This is a genomic window from Shewanella spartinae (assembly GCF_019457555.1).
GTDB lineage: Bacteria > Pseudomonadota > Gammaproteobacteria > Enterobacterales > Shewanellaceae > Shewanella > Shewanella loihica.
The window spans coordinates 4,311,219-4,327,531 of record NZ_CP080418.1 but is presented as its reverse complement, the minus strand read 5'-3'; the positions used below and the strand labels follow the sequence as shown (position 1 = coordinate 4,327,531).

The following is a 16,313-nucleotide window of genomic DNA, read 5'->3' as shown; positions in this document are numbered from 1 at the left end:
ATGGACAACATTAAGACGTGGTGGAATGGCTTAGTGTTGCGCGAGCAGCAGCTCGTGGCGGCTTGTGCCATAGTGTTGGTGCTCGGCATCTTCTACTGGGGGATCTGGACGCCGATCAGCCAGGCCGAAGAGGATGCCCAGCGCAACCTGACGGCTCAGGAGAGCACGCTCAACTATGTGAAGCAGACGGCCAACAAGATAGCCGGCCTCAAGCAGTCTGGTGGTAAGAAGGGCTTCTCCGGTAGCCTCAGTGCCGTGGTGACCCAAAGCGCTAAAAGCTATGGTCTGGAGATCACCCGCATGCAGCCCCAGGGTAACAAGATCCAGGTGTGGATGGATGAGGTGCCCTTCGATTCGCTCTTGGATTACCTGAGCGATCTGGTGCAACAGAAGGGTCTCTCTCTGGAGAATATCGATCTGGCCGATGGTGAGACCGAAGGCTTCGTTAAGGTGCGTCGCATCCAGTTCTCGCAGTAACAAAGTAGTAAGGGTTTTTTGTGAGTCTAGTGAAAAAAATTGTTATCGGCGTTTTCGTCTATCTGGTGTTTCTGATCGCCCTGTTTCCGGCGAGTCTGGCGGTTAAGTTGGCGCCCCTGCCTAAACAGGTAAGCGCCTCAGGGATCTCTGGCACCATCTGGTCCGGTGAGATTGATAGCTTAATGCTGCAGAAGCGCCGCCTGGAGCAGGTGAGTTGGCAGCTGAGCCCTTGGGGCCTGCTGACGGGCAGGGCTAACATAGACTTCGTGGTGGGCAGCCGCGCTACCGCCGTAAACGGTAAGGGTTTCGTGAGCCTGTCTATGTCTGGTATCGATGCCAGCGGCGTGCGTTTCGACGCGCCGAGCGAGTTCCTGGTGGGTAACGCGCGTCTGCCGTTTCGTACCCAGGTGGGGGGCAACTTCAGCCTGATGCTGCAAGACCTGGAGCAGGGTGTGCCCTGGTGTCAGCAGCTTACGGGTAAACTCTTTGCCCAGCAGCTGCAGGTAAATAATCAATTCGGTAAGTATCCACTGGGTGATGTCGCCGTGGCGCTGAGCTGTGTCGATGGCAACATCAAGGTGCAGACGGATGACAGCATGAATGCCTTAGGCCTCAGTGGCCATGCGCTGCTTAAGGCCGACAAGCTGGTGCAGGTCACCGCTAAGATCAAAGAGACAGAGGCCCAGCCCGACGATCTCAAGCAGGCGCTAAGCTTCCTCGGTAAACGAGACAGCCAGGGCTACTACCCGATCAATTATCAGGGACGGCTCCCCGGCCTCTAGTGGTTGAGATTAAGATACAAAAAAGCCCCTCTACGGGGCTTTTTTAATGCCTGCTTATCTTTAGCAAAAGACTAGCGTTTAGGCCTGATTGTCGGTCATGCCTTGCTGCATCACGCGCTGACGATATTCCAGCAGGCTGAAGACGCCAAACAGCATGACACTCAGGTAATCGCCGTAACCTATGGTCATCAGTGGCTTAAACAGGGTGCGGAAGATCAGTGTCTGCAGGCCGTGCATCACCAGGGTGATCCCAAGTAGCAGCGTCAGCAGCATGCCTATGTTGCCTTCGGCAGGGACAAACAGGTTGTAGAGCATCACGGCCCAGGCAAATAGGGTGATCCCCTTGCCGATGAGAATGACCATTTTCATTATTCAGCCTCCGGGCGTTCGACTCGATAGAGACGATAGGTCACCTGACCGGCCTGTTTCTCCTTGAGAGGAAGCCAGTAGCCAGGCAAGTTTAGCGGCGGATGCTCAAGCTCTGTCTCCACATAGACGAGCGCATCCTCATTGAGCCATGCCTGCTCATTCAGGCCGTCGATACAGGCCTGGGCCAACCCCTTACGAAAGGGGGGATCGATGAAGACTACATCGAAGCCCTCGGCGGGCGGCGTCTTGAGCTGCACTAAGGTGTCGCCCTGTACCACCTCGGCGCAGTCGCATTTGAGGGTGGCAAGGTTCTGCTTGAGCTGTTTGGCCGCGCCGGCCTGTAGCTCGAATACCTTGGCGTACTTGGCGTAGCGAGAGAGCGCCTCGAAGCAGAGGGCGCCGCTGCCTCCGAAGCAGTCGAGCACGCGGGCACCGGGAAGATCCCCCGCGATCCAGTTAAACAGGGTTTCCCTGACTCTGTCTGTGGTGGGCCTTAGCCCCTCGAGATCTTGGATCGGGAGTTTTCTGGAACGCCATTGTCCGGCGATGATCCTCACCTGTCCGCTTGCGGGTCGATTTCTTGCCATTTTCTACCTGTATTTTGTGGATTCATTTAGCGGAATTTGGCCTGACCAGATTAAGTGGTAGACTGTTGCGCTAAATTGAGGTCGCTATTTTAACGTAAAGCATAATAAAAAGGTGTAAAGCCCGGGGCATTAGCGAAAAAAATGCCGTGTTTTTCTGCGTCAATAGCCTAGCTATCTGGTTATAATAACGGGCGCAAAACGACTTTATAGCGAATTTTGAATCAGTTAGTTGAGTACTGGTATTACACATGGCAAAAAAAGGTTTTTTTTCTTGGTTCCGTAAAGATAAATCTAAGCAGGAAGCGGCGGCACCAGAAGTAGAAGTTTCGACCCAGGCAGAAGCCGAACAGGCTAGCGTCGAAGAAGATAATGCACGCTTGGCTGCCGAACAAGCTGAGCGGGAGCGCATCGCCGAGGAGCAGGCCCGCGTCGAGGCAGAGAATGCCCGTCTGGCAGCGGAAAAGGCTGAGCAAGAACGTCTAGCTGCCGAGCAGGCTGAGCAGGAACGCCTTGCCGAGGAGCAGGCTCGCATCGAAGCGGAGAATGCCCGTTTGGCTGCCGAAAAAGCAGAGAATGAGCGTCTAGCTGCCGAACAGGTTGATCAGGAGCGTCTAGCCGCTGAGAAAGCAGAGCAGCAGCGCATCGCCGAGGAGCAGGCTCGCATCGAGGCTGAGAATGCCCGTCTGGCAGCAGAGGAGGCAGAGCAAGAACGCCTGGCCGCCGAACAGGCCCGCGTCGAAGCGGAGAATGCTCGTCAAGCTGCCGAGCAGGCCCGTCTCGAAGCAGAGAGTGAGCTCCTAGCAGCCGAACAAGCTGAGCAAGAACGTCTGGCTGCCGAACAGGCAGAGCAGGAGCGTCTAGTCGCCGAGCAAGCAGAACAGGCAGGGCAAGAGGATCAGGTTGAACAACAGCCCGAGCCGCAGCAGAAGCCGACCAAAGAGGGTTTCTTTGCTCGCCTAAAACGCGGACTGAAGCGCACCAGCGAGAATATCGGTAGTGGCTTCATCGGCCTGTTCAAGGGCAAGAAGATTGATGATGAGCTGTTCGAAGAGCTGGAAGAGCAGCTGTTGATCGCCGATGTGGGGGTAGAAACCACCAGTCGCCTGATCGCCAGCCTGACCGAGCAGGCAAGCCGTAAGCAGCTGAAAGATGGCGAGGCCCTCTATGAGCTGATGCGTGAAGAGATGCAGAAGACCCTGGAGCCGGTGAGCATTCCTCTGGTGCCGGAAAACAGCGAAGGACCTTTCGTTATTCTTATGGTCGGCGTTAACGGTGTGGGTAAGACCACCACTATCGGTAAGCTGGCCAAACAGTATCAACAGCAGGGCAAGTCGGTGATGTTGGCGGCGGGTGATACCTTCCGCGCCGCTGCCGTCGAGCAGCTGCAGGTCTGGGGTCAACGCAACGATATTCCTGTGATCGCTCAGCACACAGGTGCAGACAGTGCCTCGGTTCTGTTTGATGCGCTGCAGGCGGCGCGTGCCCGTAAGATAGACATCTTGATCGCCGATACGGCGGGACGCCTGCAGAACAAGGCCCATCTGATGGATGAGCTGAAGAAAGTGGTGCGTGTGATGAAGAAACAAGATGAGAGCGCCCCGCACGAGGTGATGTTGACCCTGGATGCGAGTACGGGTCAGAATGCCATTAGCCAGGCGCAGCTGTTCAAAGAAGCCGTTGGCGTCACGGGTATCACCATGAGCAAGCTCGATGGCACGGCCAAGGGCGGTGTGATCTTCGCCATTGCAGATAAATTTGGCATACCAATTAGACACATAGGTGTCGGTGAGCAGATCGATGATCTAAGAACTTTCGATGCGAAAGACTTTATCGATGCCCTGTTCAGCCATGAGGATGAGGCCAAGTAGCAAACGGCCAGGCGTAAAGCCAGGGCCAGTCGAATTCGGCTGGTCCATCAAAACACTATTGCAGCATCTAAGATTGGGTACTTATGATTCGATTTGAGCAGGTTAGCAAGGTTTATCCCGGTGGTCAGAAGGCCCTCACCGATGTGAGTTTTCATCTGAAACGCGGTGAGATGGCGTTTTTAACCGGCCACTCCGGGGCGGGCAAGAGTACCCTGCTTAAGTTGATCACAGTGATCGAACGGGCCAATGCCGGTCGTGTCGCCATCAATGGCCACGACATCGCCAACATCAGACCCAAGGATGTCCCCTTCCTGCGCCGTGATATCGGCATGATCTTCCAAAACCATCATCTGTTGATGGACCGCAGCGTCTTTGACAATATAGCCTTGCCTCTGGTGATCGAGGGCTTCGCCCTGCATGAGATCAAGAAGCGGGTGCTGGCAGCCCTGGATATGGTGGGTCTGTATGGCAAGGAGCGTCACTATCCCATCATGTTATCCGGCGGTGAGCAGCAGCGCGTGGGGATCGCCCGCGCCATCGTCAACAAGCCGCCTCTGCTGCTGGCCGATGAACCCACGGGTAACCTGGACCCTAAGTTGTCCATGGATATCCTGCGCCTGTTTGAAACCTTTAACGATGCCGGCACGACAGTGCTGATTGCCACTCACGATCTGGGCCTGATCGCCAGAATGCGTTATCGCACCCTGACCCTGAAGCAGGGGCGTATCCTGGGCGGTGACGAGCTGGCGAGCACTCACACAACTGCCAGCGCCTTCGGCCAATAATTGAGGAGAGTCAGATGAGTCAGCAACCTCAATTGGTGCGCAGTAAGCTGCCTATCAGCGGTCGTATCGTGATGTTTTTCATCCGTCACATTCAACATGCCATGGGCAGCATGGGGGAGTTGTGGCGCAATCCCGTCTCCTCGCTGATGACCATGGCCGTACTGGGGGTAAGCCTTAGCCTGCCAGCGGCCCTGCAGGTGTTGGTGAAGAATGCCGAGACCATTACTCAGTCCTGGAACAGCGCCGCCGAGATCTCCTTGTTTATCGACGAGGGGCGCAGCGAGCGCAGCATACAGAGCCTCATCAGCCGTATCAGTGCCTACCCTGAGGTGAGCGCCGTTAGCTATATCGACCGCGACAAGGCCCTGGAGGAGTTTCAGCGCCTGTCGGGCTTCGGCGAGGCCTTGGCTTATCTGGATGAGAATCCGTTACCTGCGGTGATCACGGTAACCCCGAGCATCAAGCACGCCAGCCCTAATGGCGCCCGCGAGCTGCTAAAGAAGCTGGAGCTCGAACCTGAGGTAAGCTTTGGTCGCCTGGATATCGAGTGGCTGGAGCGTCTGCAGGCCGTGGTGAGGCTGCTGGAGCGCACGGTGATGGCCATCGCCGCCCTGCTGGTGTTGGCCGTGGTGCTGGTGATAGGTAACACCATACGTCTGGCCATCATGAATCGCCGCACCGAGATAGAGGTGATGAAGCTGGTGGGCGCCACAGAGGCCTTTATTCAACGTCCCTTCCTCTATACCGGGATCTGGTTTGGGGTGATCGGCGGCGTACTGGCCTGGGTGATCATCAATCTGTTGGTCTGGTATCTGGACGGCGCCCTGGCGAGCCTGCTTGGCCTCTATGGCAGCACGCTGGAGATGCAGTCGCTGACCCTGATCGAGCTGGGCGAGTTGATACTCTTGGCCTCCTTCCTCGGCTGGTTAGGTTCCTACCTGTCGGTGCGTCAACACCTGAGGGCGATCGAGCCTTCCTAGGAGCTGTGCCACACGGGGTCAGCCTGGCATCTATCGCCGCAGAAATAGGCTGGCCTGGACGTTGGACTCCCGGGAATTTATGAACTAATTTTCACTTGCAATGTCTATAGAATCGGGTGAAATTAAACCCTGTTCAGCTTCGAGTGTTGACATAGACTGTCAGATAGTTAATAGTTCATCAGCTTGTCCCTGGGCGTAATCCCCTTTCTTTATACTCCCACGGAATGCCGCTTTCAGGCGGTGCTGAGCACACAAAGCGTTAAATTTAAGCTAGATAAGAAGTTAGGAGCGTTAATGACAAATCAAACGCAATCAATGGCACTAATGGTACCTCAAAGCAGCAGTAGCTTAGAGGCTTATATCCATTCTGCGCACAACATTCCTATGTTGGAGGCGAATGAGGAGTATGAGCTGGCGAAACGTCTGCAGGAGACCGGTGACATTCAGGCTGCGAAGCAGTTGATTATGTCTCATCTTCGTTTCGTTATTCATGTCGCCAAAGGTTACGCGGGTTATGGTCTGCCACAGGCGGATCTGATCCAGGAAGGTAACATTGGTCTGATGAAGGCGGTAAAACGCTTTGATCCCGATGTGGGTGTACGTCTTGTCTCGTTTGCCGTGCATTGGATTAAAGCCGAGATCCACGAATACGTGCTGAAAAACTGGCGTATCGTTAAGGTCGCGACCACCAAGGCGCAGCGTAAGCTGTTCTTCAATCTGCGTAAGGCTAAGAAACGTCTTGGCTGGTTCAGTGATGAAGAAGTGACCATGGTTGCCGAAAACCTGGGCGTCTCGAAGAGCGACGTGACCGAGATGGAATCACGCATGGCGGCGCAGGATCCAGCCTTCGATCTGGCCAGCGACAACGATGACGATCAGGACTATGCCCCAGTGCATTACCTTGAGGATCATTCGTCTGATATCGCCTCTCAGGTCGAGAATGACAACTTCGAAGCTGATAACCAAACCCGTCTTCTGGCGGCCATCAAGACTCTTGATGAGCGTAGCCAGCATATTCTACAGGCGCGTTGGTTAGACGAAGAGAAGACCACGCTGCAAGAGCTGGCGGCCACTTATCAAGTTTCTGCCGAGCGTATCAGGCAGCTTGAGAAGAACGCCATGAACAAGCTCAAGGGCCGCATGGAAATGTAACGCCCTAAGGTGAATAACAAAGAATGAAAAAACCTGCTATCAAGCAGGTTTTTTTGTAACTAATCCATGGTGCTCTGCCACCGCCTGTATCACGAGCTTGCGGGGCAACTTGAGCCCCGTCTGTTCAACCTCGGGCCAGGGGAAATAGCGCCTTGGGCGTTTAAAGCGGGCGATATACTGGCAGAGGAACGCTTCGAGCATTTCAGGCGACGCGACTTTCCCCTTGATGATGGCCGCCGGCAGCAGGCCAAACTCCTCATCGGCTACGCCAAACACCAATGCCTCTTCGATGCCGGGATAGCTTCTTAGCAGCGCCTCTATCTCCTCGGGTTGGATGTTCTCACCACCGCAGATAAACATGTTGTCCGTGCGTCCCAGAATGAGCAGCTCGCCTTCAGGCGTTAACCTGCCGCGATCTTGGGTGCAGAACCAGCCATCGTCATCCAGCGGTCTGCTTATCTCATGGGGCGGCTTATCGGCCAGATAACCGAGAAGCAGTGTCTCGCCGCGCACAAAGATCACCTCATCGACAATTTTCAGCTCGCGTCCGGGCAAGGCAAACCCGCAACTGCCCTGGACATTGGCTCTTGCAGTGGTGATCTGCGAGCTCATCTCTGTCATGCCGTAACTGGTAAAGGCGGGAATGCCCAGCGGCGTCAGGCGTTTAATCAGCTGCTCATCTATGGCGCCGCCACCGAGCAGCAGTGCCTTGAGGCCCTTAAGACTCTCGGGGGCGTCGTTAAGCAATCTCACCAGCTGAGTGGCCACCAGAGAGAGGTGAGTCAGGGGAATGGCGTTGAGCTGCTTTGCCAACGACAGACCAAGGGCTGGCAGGGTCAGGGCCGCGCCGGCCAAGGCGCAGCGATTGACTATGGCCAGGCCACCGATGTGAAACAGTGGCAGGGAGAGCAGCCAGTTGTCCCCGCGATTAAGGGGGATTTTCTGGGTCGAGCCCAGGGCGCTGGCGATATGATTATTGAGGCAGTGCACGGCAGCCTTGGGCATGCCGCTGCTGCCCGAGGTGAGTATGATGTTGCAGGGCCGCGCCGTGTCTATTTGGGGCTGTGAGTCTTGCTGACTTTCCCTGCTGCTCTCATATAGTGATTCAGGTTTAAAGGTATTAGCGTCTAAGCTGAGCGTCAGGCCTGGCTCCGGCAGTATTTCTCGATAAGTCTCGCCAGCCCAGAAATGGTTAAAACCGTAGCGCTCGGCTATCGCAGTGATCTGCGCCTTGGGAAACCTTGGGTTTAACGGGCAGAAGATGGCGCCGAGATCGATGCAGGCCCAGTAGAGGATCACCAGCGCCAGAGAGTTTTGGTCGACGCAGGCCAGCTTGTCGCCTGACGTTACGCCCAGATCATGCAGCTGGCGCGCGCACTGCCGCACCCTTTGGGAGAGTTGAGCATAGTCGATGGCGCGATAGCCACCATCATGCCAATGATGCAGGGCGACTTGCTCGGGCGCCTTGGCCGCCATCAGGTGCAGCGGCGAGGTGTCTATGCTTTCTTGACCAATGTCCTGGCTAGTTTCGTGGCCAATTTCCTTGCCGTGTTTCACACCGCCTCCCGCGAGATTTTTTTCAGGCAGATCAGGTTTTCCAGCGTCAGGCAGCGATTCTTACCCGTAGATACCAGCAGATCGGCGCTAAAGGCTCTTAGGGTATCCAATCCTGGCACCTCATCCGGGGTCAGGGCCTCGCTGAGATCCCTTAGTGCATTGATGCCCAGGCTGGCTTCCAGGCTGGCGCTGAGGATGACCCGTACGCCTGCCTCGTGGGCCTCCTGGGTCAGGGCCTGAAGATCCGCCAGCGAGCCTAAGATCATCGGCTTGACGATGAGGGCGCTGAGCCCCGGCGCCATGGTAAATCGGTAGTCTGGGCTACTCAGGCTCTCATCCAAGGCAAATCCCACGCCTAAGGCCTGATACAGGGCAGTGTTATCGCCCGGGTTTTCACAAGGCTCCTCGATATATTCGATCGCCTCCAATGGCAGACAGGCGAGAAAGTCGATCGCCGCTTCCAGGCTGAAGCAGCGGTTGGCGTCCAGCCTCAGCTTGAGGTCTGGGCGACGGGCCAGGATACGGTGGATCATGGCGACCTCTTGCTCCATGGAGGTCTGTCCCACCTTGACCTTTACCGCAGGAGTCGAGCTTTCTAAGGCATCTATGCGGACATCCAGCGCCTGGGGCGATTCATCCTGGGCTTGATAGATGAGAGGGATGGTTTGCGCGCCTCGCCGGGCGGCAGGCAATCGGCCCGAGAGTCTGGCGTGAAGCAGCGACAGACCAAATGCCAGGGAGGGAAGTTGTGTCTCCTGGGCGAGTCTTGCCAGCTCGTCGACCTGTTGGTTTATCAGCTCATCCAGCAGGGGCATGAGCTGGTCGATCACTTGGCTCAGCGACTCTTGGCTAAAGCCTTTGAGGGGCTGTTCGTCCACATCCTGGCCGCTCAGGGGGGCAATCTCTACCTCATTGGTGACAGATTCGCCCTGCTCGTTTACCGCGCTGGCCCTGAGGACCAGCCCCTGACGGTTATCGATACGCTGTTTGCCGACAGGCAGCAGCTTGTCCAAGGGGATCTGATAGCGATAGAGGCTGAGTTGGCTGAGTATCATGCTTGTATCCTGAGATTAGCGATGAGGGCATCGCAGAAGGCCTCTGGCTGCGCCAGATGCACGTTGTGTCCGGCTCCCGGCAGCTTGGTGAGGGATATTCCCTGTCTCGCCTGCCAGGCGCTCGCCAGGGCGAGAAACTTATCGTCCTGCAGGCCGACATAGTAGTGCCAGGGGATCGTCAGCTCACTGGGCAAGTGCGCCAGTTCCGCCTGCTGCCCCAGAGAGGTGGGCAGGTAGATGCTGGCCAGCGCCTCGGGACTATTATGGGCCCGCTTCTGGGTGAGTCTCTGTCGCTGCGCGTCGCTTAGGGAGGCAAACACACCTTGTTGGTACCAGAGGGCGAGAAAATCTGTGATGGGTAGCGACAGTAACTTCTGCTGCCAGCGCCTGTCCTGCTCCAGCCTCTGGGCTCTTTCTTCGTCATTGCTAAGCCCAGGGTGACAAGATTCCAGATGTAGACTGAGCAGACGCTCGGGGGACCGTTTTGCAAGATGCTGGGCCAAATGCAGGGCGATGCGGCCACCGAGTGAGTAACCCAGCAGATGAAAGCGGTTTATCTTTAGCTCGTCCAGGGTCGAGAGAATATGGGTCACGACCCGCTGAAAGCCTGACGAGTCTGGATTGCCTTCTAGCGCCTGGCTGGCGCCATGACCGGGCAGATCCAGGGCGATACAGCAAAAATGGCGACTGAGCCGAGGCAGTATGGCCTGCCAGTCATCTTTATCCCCCAGCAGCCCATGCAATAAGACTAAGATGGGTCTTTGGCTGTCGCCATCGCATCGGTAGGCCAGCATCAGCTTTGCTTGATCCAGGCGGCGAGGCGAGCGATCTGTTCGCTGGCTTGATCTTGCGCCACACAGACCTCGATGACAGAGGCACCCGGGTAGGCTAGGGCGTCGTCGTAGGCCTCGTTGAAACTCACGATATCCTCGACGCGATTATAGGGCAGGCCGAACATGGCCGCGCCATAGCCAAACTCCAGACCGTGGGCCAGACGATAATATCCGCTGCGCAGCTTCTCGTCGGGCACGGGCAGCAGGTTGAAGATGTTGCCGCCGTCGTTGTTGAGTATGACGATTACTAGGGTGCCCTGTTGTTTCGCCGCCAGCGCCAGGGAGTTGAGATCGTGCAGCTGTGACAGATCGCCGATGACAAGCGTGGTCGGACTGGCCTTGTGGGCCGCTATCCCGCAGGCGGTGGCCAGCAGGCCGTCGATGCCCGAGGCACCGCGGTTGGTAAAGACGCGAGGCGCGATGGGTGTGATGGGGGCGTACATGTCGTAGAGGCGTACCGGCAGGCTATTACCGATAAACAGCTGCTGCTCACCGCGCCCGGCGATGGTGCGCACTACCTGGGCCTCGCCAAATTCGGCGTCGTCAATCTGTTGCTGGAACAGGGTGGCCAGCTGCTCGTTGACCTCTATCAGTTGCAGTGCCCAGTTGGCCTCGGAGGATCTTGGCCAGGGCAGCTGAGCAAAGGCGGCAAGTGGGCTTATCCACACCTGCTTGGCGCTATGGCTAGGATCGAGCCGGGTCTGCTGGGGCAGCACCTGCCAGTAACGCTTCCATTTCTGCTCGCTAAGATAGCTAATCAGACGTTTCGACAGCAGGCGTCCGCCGAACACCAGTACTGTATCGGCTTCCTGCAGCAGCGCCTTGGCCTTAGGTTGCAGCAGGAGTTGATCTATGTTGCCGATTGCCGCGCCATGTTGTCTCATCTGAGACTGGGCGTCGGTCAGCAGCGGCCAGCCGAGCTTCTGCGCCAGTTCGATAAGCTGCTCGGGTTGCTGCTCGGGCGCCAGGGTGCCCGCGATGATCACGCCCTTGCCATGAACGAAGCGCGCCAGGGCGTCTGGCGTCGGTGTGCTGAGAAGCTGGGCGTCGGCAAACTGGTTATAGGGCTGGGCACTATGTTGCCAATTGCCTAACGGGCTCAGGTAGTGGGTGAAATCGGCGCTCATGGAGCCCGGATAGAGGGGCTCTCGGTACATGCAGTTGACGTGTATCGGCCCCTTGGCGTTGGCGACCGACTCATCCAGCAGGGTGAGCAGCGCCTGGGGCGGTATCGCCATATCCGGTGTCGGCAGATTGACCTGTTTGGCATAGTCGGCAAAAATCGCCGGCTGCACTATCGCCTGATTTGCGCCGCAGCCCAGCAGCTCTGGCGGGCGATCGCCGGACAAGACGATTAGCGGTACCTGGGTCAGCCAGGCCTCGACTATGGCCGGATAGAGGTTGGCAACTGCCGTGCCCGAAGTTGTGATGATGGCGACCGGGGCGCGGCTGGCCTTGGCCAGTCCCAGGGCGAGAAAGCCCAGGCCACGCTCATCGAAATGAAGATGTTGCTTGAGCTTGGTCTGTTTGGCCGCCGCCAGGGTGAGTGGGGTCGAGCGAGAGCCGGGCGCCATGCAGACATGTTGCACTCCAAGGCGTGCCAGCTCTTCGAGGATTAGCGAGCCCCAAAGAAGGTTCAATTCGGCGGTTTTTTCAATCTGCATAATGGTTTAACCAATGAAAGAGTTAAACGATAGTCTATCGTTAAGCATATAGTAAAGGAAACCACAGGCCTAAACTGTTACCCATGTTCCGTCCTGTGACTAACCGCGATTGTCGATCCATTCGCTCATCACCACATGGGTCTTGAGCTTGATGATGTCGGTCTGAGCGTCGATATATTCGCGGATCTCGTGAAGCCTGCGCATGGAGTCGGCCTGTACATAGACCAGGAGATCCATGTCGCCCGTGATGCCGCGACAGGTGATCACCTCGGGGATAGACTGGAACACATGCACCACATCGGCGCAGCGGGGACAGCGGTGTTGGATCTCGAAGTAGGCGGAGACGCCCTCTTTCTGAGATTCGCTGAGCAGCACCTGATAACCGCGGATAATCCCCGTCTGTTCCAGCTTCTTGATCCGTTCGGAAACCGCGCTGCGCGACAGGCTGACGGTCTCGGCTATGCTGGACACACTCTGTCTGGCGTCTTGTCTCAGGGCGTTGATGATGGCCTTATCAAACTTGTCCAAACTGTCCTCTCTGGTATCTGACCAAGCATATAACCGACAAAGTGTCGGCAAATTGATAAAATTCCGTCAAAGTGTCGGCCCTAATTTGAGTTTCGGCGGAAATCTTTGACAGATTGTTTGACCCGCTAAGTCTATACTATCCCCATAGATAACCCTAACAGAACCTAAGATGGAACATAATCACGGTACTATTGGTCGCTGGCAAGGTGCCGGTCTGATGGCCACCACTTTGCTTGGTACAGGCGTATTTATCCTGCCGGAGATGACGATTGCTACCGCGGGCAGTGGTGCCCTGCTAGCCTGGATATTACTCACCCTGGCGATCATCCCTGTGACTCTGGTATTTGCTCGTCTGGCGGGGGTATTTCCCCATGCCGCCGGCCCAGCCTACTTTGTCGAGAAGGCCTTCGGCCGCACCGCCGGGCGCACGACCGGACTCATCTTCCTCCTAGTGGTGCCCATAGGCACACCCGCCGCTATCTTGATGACCTTCCAGTTTATCAATGCCCTGGTGCCCTTGGTGGGTTGGCAGCAGTTGATGACCGAGCTGGCGCTGTTGCTGCTCCTGCTCGCGCTTAACCTCAAGGGAATACAGGTATCGGCCAAGTTGCAGTTTGCCCTGACCCTGGCCATCGTCTCCGTGGTGGTGATCCTGTTCGGCGCCGGTGGTGCTAAGCTTGGCGATCTCGAGCTGGCAGCGCCCAAGGCGGGAAGCGATATGGGACTGGTGATGGCGGCGGCCGGTATCGCCTTCTGGAGTTTTCTCGGTATCGAGGCGATGACTCATTTGGCCAACGACTTCAAGCGACCGGATAAAGATATGCTGCCGGCGATGATCATAGGCACCATCTTGGTGGGCCTGGTCTATGTTACCTGCACCTTACTCTTGCTGTTTGTGCCTAAGGGGGAAGGGCTCGCCATGGTGACCGCCTTCGATCATCTGCTTGGTGGTTATGGTGCTCAGGTGATAGGAATTCTGGGGATCGCCGGCGGGCTCTCCACGGTTAACGTTTATACCGCCAGTGTGGCCAGGCTGATCTGGAGTTTCAGCCGCGAAGGCGTGCTACCCCGTTATTTCGACAAGCTCAATCAACACAGGGTGCCGGTGCGGGCGCTGGTGGCCGTGCTGATCACCATGGCCACGGTTATCTGCCTGACCTATCTGCTAGGCCAGGAGCTGGAACATCTGATCGCCTGGACCAATGGGGTGTTTGTGCTCATCTATCTGGTTTCCATGCTGGCGGCGGCCAGGCTGCTGAGTAAGCGCTATCTGCCTCTGGTGATCATGGGTGTGGCCTTCTGTCTCGCCATGGCAGTGGCGCTGGGCGCTAACATGCTCTATGCCCTGATGCTGGTGTCTGTGCTTGCCCCGCTACTCTGGTGGCAGAAGACTCACCTGGTGCGTAAGCAGACCTGTCGGGCGGGTTAGGCCAAGCGGAAGGTTTAATGAGCAAGGAGGCAGCCTAAGCCGCCTCCTTGTCGATAGTGAACCCCATCAGATCTGTTGATCTAACTTGAAGTCGAGTCGTACCTGCTGCTTAGTTTGTGGGGTGACCCGGCCCTCTTCCATCTTAGGTTTGTATTTCCACTTCTTTAACGCATTGATGGCCGCGCGGTCGAAGATGCGCTTAGGTCTGGCCTGAATTACCTTGATGTTCTCGACCGCTCCACTGGCTGAGATATCAAACTCCAGCAGCACATAGCCCTCCTTTCCTTCCTGAGCAGCCGATACGGGATACTGAGGCGATACCTGAATGATAGGCAGGGCATCGCTCGTGTCGTTTACCACACGTGAGTCTTGGGTGGTATTGACGACCTTAGGCATCTCGATGACACCCGGGAGTACTCCAGTTTCGCTGGTTTCACTCTCTTCGAAGCTTTCGACCCGTCTGGGGGGCTGAAGCGGCTCTTGTTGAGGTTCTATGATGGTATCGCGCTGCTTCTCTTCAGGCGGTTTGGGCTCGAAGGAGAGGTTTAGGTCGGGAGTTGCAATGGCGTATGTTTGAGTGGGCCGTTCGTTATCGATGAGTTTGGCCATGAAAGCGAACAGAGACAGGGTGATCACGCCACCTAAGATGGCGATAAAGGTACGTTTGAACAGTGCAGTTTCTTTCATAAAGCATCCTTACCTTATTATCTTTGCTACAAGTTATGCCGCCTATTTGTAAGCAAATGTAAATAACGAACTTATAGGGTTATCACCCTTTTTTAGACTTGGCTAATAAAAAATCAATTCCGGGTCTAATTAAGATATTTTTAATTACATTTGCATAACCAATAATTTACATTTGGCATTTATCCTAGGGCGAAACAGATGAACTGGGGGTTAGGTGTGAAGGCTTTTAATTTTGTTGTGTTATCGCTATTGGGAGGCTTGATCTTGAGCGGCATCAATTTTAGTTATGCAGAGGACGCGTCGGCGATACGGGCGGCCGTCGACAGTCAAGACAGATTGCCCCGCGACAAGGCGCGCGATGGCAGCCGCCATCCAGAAGCCATCTTGAACTTCTTCGAGGTGGCGCCTGGGCAGAGAGTGCTCGATCTCTTCTCCGGTGGTGGCTATTACAGCGAGCTGCTGGCCCGTGTGGTGGGGGAGCAGGGCAGTGTATTGGTACACAATAATCAGGCCTATCTGCCCTTTGCCAAGGAAGATCTGGCCGAGCGTCACTATCAAGAACGTCTGCCCAATGCCGAAGTGATTATCAGCGAAGCCGACGAGCTGCAACTACCCGCGGCGAGCTTTGACCGCATCTTCTTCATTCTGGGCTTCCACGACACCTATTATCACGAACCAGGTTGGCCGGCCATCGACAGGGAAAGGCTATTGCAGCAGATGTTTACCAGCCTGAAACCCGGCGGTATCGTGGCGATAATCGATCACGACGCGGCACCGGAAAGTGACACCGACACGGCTCATGAGCTGCACCGCCTGGCCAAGCGTCATGTGGTGGACGCCATGGAGGCGGCCGGATTTAAGCTGCAAGGGAGCCTGGCTGTGCTAGAAAACCCTGAGGATAAGCTGACGCTGTCGGCCTTCGATGAGGCGGTGCGCGGCAAGACCAGCAGATACGTGCTTAAGTTTGTGAAGCCTAAGTTGTGAAGCCTTAGTTGTGAAGCCTTAGCTTTTGAGAGCGAGTTTGAGAGCGAGTTTGAAAGCTGGGTGCTGAGATTGCGAGTCGGCACTCCTAGCGCGTCTTGTTGATGGCTGCGTTTCTCAGTTGAATCAGTTCGCTGTGCTTGAGGTAGAGGAGTTCGGCGGTGCGGCGGATGATCTGATCTTCATAGCGGCACAGGTTGCCATCGGCGTAGGCTAGGGTCCACATGGCGAGGATCAGCTGCTGTTTCTGCTCCAGCGTGCACTGGTCGTTGATCTCTTTGGTAAATTCAAACAGTGAGGTGGCGTTGCCCTGCACCTGCCTGGCCTCGGCAATTAGCGCCTGAGCCTCCTGCATGCTCAGCGATAGCGCCGAGGTCAGCAGCTCAGGCAGCAGCGCGGCTTCCTGATCATCTAAGGTCTGATCGGCGTAGACCACTTCCAGCAGCAGACAGGCGGCGGCCAACTGCAAGTGTTTGGCCTTCTCCTCGGGAGATTCTGCATGTGTCTGGGCGGTGAGAAATTGCTTTAGCTTGGCGATCATCGCGCATACCTTTCAAGACTTGGGTAGAAGTTAGAGTC

The 16,313-nt window shown here is 56.2% G+C and carries 17 protein-coding genes; 8 read left to right on the top strand and 9 right to left on the bottom strand.

What is annotated here, in order from left to right; genetic code table 11:
* Both K0I31_RS18755 and K0I31_RS18750 read left to right on the top strand, forming a co-directional pair.
* Positions 1-477, top strand: a complete 477-nt coding sequence (locus tag K0I31_RS18755; RefSeq protein ID WP_011867404.1) for a type II secretion system protein M — start codon at positions 1-3, stop codon at positions 475-477.
* A gap of 20 nt (positions 478-497) precedes the next feature.
* The gene (locus K0I31_RS18750; RefSeq protein WP_220079354.1) at positions 498-1,259 is read left to right on the top strand and encodes a type II secretion system protein N; all 762 of its coding nucleotides are present in this window, start codon (positions 498-500) and stop codon (positions 1,257-1,259) included.
* 78 nt (positions 1,260-1,337) lie between these two features.
* Here K0I31_RS18750 and K0I31_RS18745 read toward each other — a convergent pair whose 3' ends face one another.
* Complete coding sequence (locus tag K0I31_RS18745) at positions 1,338-1,628, bottom strand: DUF1145 domain-containing protein (RefSeq protein ID WP_220079353.1); 291 nt, start codon at positions 1,626-1,628, stop codon at positions 1,338-1,340.
* The gene (gene rsmD, locus K0I31_RS18740) at positions 1,628-2,215 is read right to left on the bottom strand and encodes a 16S rRNA (guanine(966)-N(2))-methyltransferase RsmD (RefSeq protein ID WP_220079352.1); all 588 of its coding nucleotides are present in this window, start codon (positions 2,213-2,215) and stop codon (positions 1,628-1,630) included. Before rsmD ends, K0I31_RS18745 begins: the two co-directional genes overlap by 1 nt.
* 248 nt (positions 2,216-2,463) lie before the next feature.
* Between rsmD and ftsY the strand changes: the two genes are divergently transcribed.
* The 4 genes from ftsY (at position 2,464) to rpoH (ending at position 7,000) form a co-directional block, all read left to right on the top strand.
* Positions 2,464-4,083: a signal recognition particle-docking protein FtsY gene (gene ftsY / locus K0I31_RS18735; protein ID WP_220079351.1), complete on the top strand. Its 1,620-nt coding sequence runs from the start codon at positions 2,464-2,466 to the stop codon at positions 4,081-4,083.
* A gap of 83 nt (positions 4,084-4,166) precedes the next feature.
* Positions 4,167-4,868 (top strand): cell division ATP-binding protein FtsE, encoded by a 702-nt coding sequence (gene ftsE, locus K0I31_RS18730; protein WP_220079350.1) that lies wholly within the window; start codon positions 4,167-4,169, stop codon positions 4,866-4,868.
* A 14-nt stretch (positions 4,869-4,882) separates the two neighbouring features.
* Positions 4,883-5,848, top strand: a complete 966-nt coding sequence (gene ftsX, locus K0I31_RS18725; RefSeq protein ID WP_220043619.1) for a permease-like cell division protein FtsX — start codon at positions 4,883-4,885, stop codon at positions 5,846-5,848.
* Positions 5,849-6,142: 294 nt separating this feature from the next.
* Positions 6,143-7,000 carry an RNA polymerase sigma factor RpoH gene (rpoH, locus tag K0I31_RS18720; RefSeq protein WP_011867397.1) on the top strand — a complete coding sequence of 286 codons (858 nt, stop codon included), beginning with the start codon at positions 6,143-6,145 and terminating at the stop codon, positions 6,998-7,000.
* A gap of 39 nt (positions 7,001-7,039) precedes the next feature.
* Here the strand turns inward: rpoH and menE are convergent, their stop codons facing one another.
* From menE to K0I31_RS18695, 5 genes are all read right to left on the bottom strand, one after another.
* The gene (menE, locus tag K0I31_RS18715) at positions 7,040-8,476 is read right to left on the bottom strand and encodes an o-succinylbenzoate--CoA ligase (protein WP_220080902.1); all 1,437 of its coding nucleotides are present in this window, start codon (positions 8,474-8,476) and stop codon (positions 7,040-7,042) included.
* 77 nt (positions 8,477-8,553) lie between these two features.
* Entirely contained in the window at positions 8,554-9,612 is a 1,059-nt protein-coding gene (gene menC, locus K0I31_RS18710; RefSeq protein ID WP_220079349.1) for an o-succinylbenzoate synthase, read from the bottom strand.
* Positions 9,609-10,406: a 2-succinyl-6-hydroxy-2,4-cyclohexadiene-1-carboxylate synthase gene (gene menH / locus K0I31_RS18705; RefSeq protein ID WP_220079348.1), complete on the bottom strand. Its 798-nt coding sequence runs from the start codon at positions 10,404-10,406 to the stop codon at positions 9,609-9,611. The genes menC and menH overlap by 4 nt, the downstream gene beginning before the upstream one ends.
* Positions 10,406-12,109, bottom strand: a complete 1,704-nt coding sequence (gene menD / locus K0I31_RS18700) for a 2-succinyl-5-enolpyruvyl-6-hydroxy-3-cyclohexene-1-carboxylic-acid synthase (protein ID WP_220079347.1) — start codon at positions 12,107-12,109, stop codon at positions 10,406-10,408. The genes menH and menD overlap by 1 nt, the downstream gene beginning before the upstream one ends.
* A gap of 99 nt (positions 12,110-12,208) precedes the next feature.
* Entirely contained in the window at positions 12,209-12,637 is a 429-nt protein-coding gene (locus K0I31_RS18695; RefSeq protein ID WP_011867392.1) for an Lrp/AsnC family transcriptional regulator, read from the bottom strand.
* A gap of 169 nt (positions 12,638-12,806) precedes the next feature.
* On the opposite strand from K0I31_RS18695, the gene yjeH reads away from it, so the two are divergent.
* Positions 12,807-14,066 carry an L-methionine/branched-chain amino acid transporter gene (gene yjeH / locus K0I31_RS18690; RefSeq protein ID WP_220079346.1) on the top strand — a complete coding sequence of 420 codons (1,260 nt, stop codon included), beginning with the start codon at positions 12,807-12,809 and terminating at the stop codon, positions 14,064-14,066.
* A gap of 66 nt (positions 14,067-14,132) precedes the next feature.
* On the opposite strand, the gene K0I31_RS18685 is transcribed toward yjeH, so the two are convergent.
* Positions 14,133-14,753, bottom strand: coding sequence for an energy transducer TonB (locus tag K0I31_RS18685; protein ID WP_220079345.1), 621 nt, complete (start codon positions 14,751-14,753; stop codon positions 14,133-14,135).
* Between the two features lie 264 nt (positions 14,754-15,017).
* Between K0I31_RS18685 and K0I31_RS18680 the strand changes: the two genes are divergently transcribed.
* Positions 15,018-15,737: a class I SAM-dependent methyltransferase gene (locus K0I31_RS18680; protein WP_258406532.1), complete on the top strand. Its 720-nt coding sequence runs from the start codon at positions 15,018-15,020 to the stop codon at positions 15,735-15,737.
* A gap of 85 nt (positions 15,738-15,822) precedes the next feature.
* Here the strand turns inward: K0I31_RS18680 and K0I31_RS18675 are convergent, their stop codons facing one another.
* Positions 15,823-16,275, bottom strand: coding sequence for a tellurite resistance TerB family protein (locus tag K0I31_RS18675; RefSeq protein WP_011867389.1), 453 nt, complete (start codon positions 16,273-16,275; stop codon positions 15,823-15,825).
* Positions 16,276-16,313: the final 38 nt, after the last annotated feature.

Bases quoted from the DNA above. Each gene is read 5' to 3' on its own strand.
- ftsY (WP_220079351.1), top strand. From the start codon at position 2,464: ATGGCAAAAAAAGGTTTTTTTTCTTGGTTCCGTAAAGATAAATCTAAG.
- rsmD (WP_220079352.1), bottom strand. From the start codon at position 2,215: ATGGCAAGAAATCGACCCGCAAGCGGACAGGTGAGGATCATCGCCGGA.
- yjeH (WP_220079346.1), top strand. From the start codon at position 12,807: ATGGAACATAATCACGGTACTATTGGTCGCTGGCAAGGTGCCGGTCTG.
- menD (WP_220079347.1), bottom strand. From the start codon at position 12,109: ATGCAGATTGAAAAAACCGCCGAATTGAACCTTCTTTGGGGCTCGCTA.
- menE (WP_220080902.1), bottom strand. From the start codon at position 8,476: ATGGCGGCCAAGGCGCCCGAGCAAGTCGCCCTGCATCATTGGCATGAT.
- K0I31_RS18745 (WP_220079353.1), bottom strand. From the start codon at position 1,628: ATGAAAATGGTCATTCTCATCGGCAAGGGGATCACCCTATTTGCCTGG.
- K0I31_RS18685 (WP_220079345.1), bottom strand. From the start codon at position 14,753: ATGAAAGAAACTGCACTGTTCAAACGTACCTTTATCGCCATCTTAGGT.
- K0I31_RS18675 (WP_011867389.1), bottom strand. From the start codon at position 16,275: ATGATCGCCAAGCTAAAGCAATTTCTCACCGCCCAGACACATGCAGAA.
- ftsX (WP_220043619.1), top strand. From the start codon at position 4,883: ATGAGTCAGCAACCTCAATTGGTGCGCAGTAAGCTGCCTATCAGCGGT.
- ftsE (WP_220079350.1), top strand. From the start codon at position 4,167: ATGATTCGATTTGAGCAGGTTAGCAAGGTTTATCCCGGTGGTCAGAAG.
- rpoH (WP_011867397.1), top strand. From the start codon at position 6,143: ATGACAAATCAAACGCAATCAATGGCACTAATGGTACCTCAAAGCAGC.
- K0I31_RS18755 (WP_011867404.1), top strand. From the start codon at position 1: ATGGACAACATTAAGACGTGGTGGAATGGCTTAGTGTTGCGCGAGCAG.
- menC (WP_220079349.1), bottom strand. From the start codon at position 9,612: ATGATACTCAGCCAACTCAGCCTCTATCGCTATCAGATCCCCTTGGAC.
- menH (WP_220079348.1), bottom strand. From the start codon at position 10,406: ATGCTGGCCTACCGATGCGATGGCGACAGCCAAAGACCCATCTTAGTC.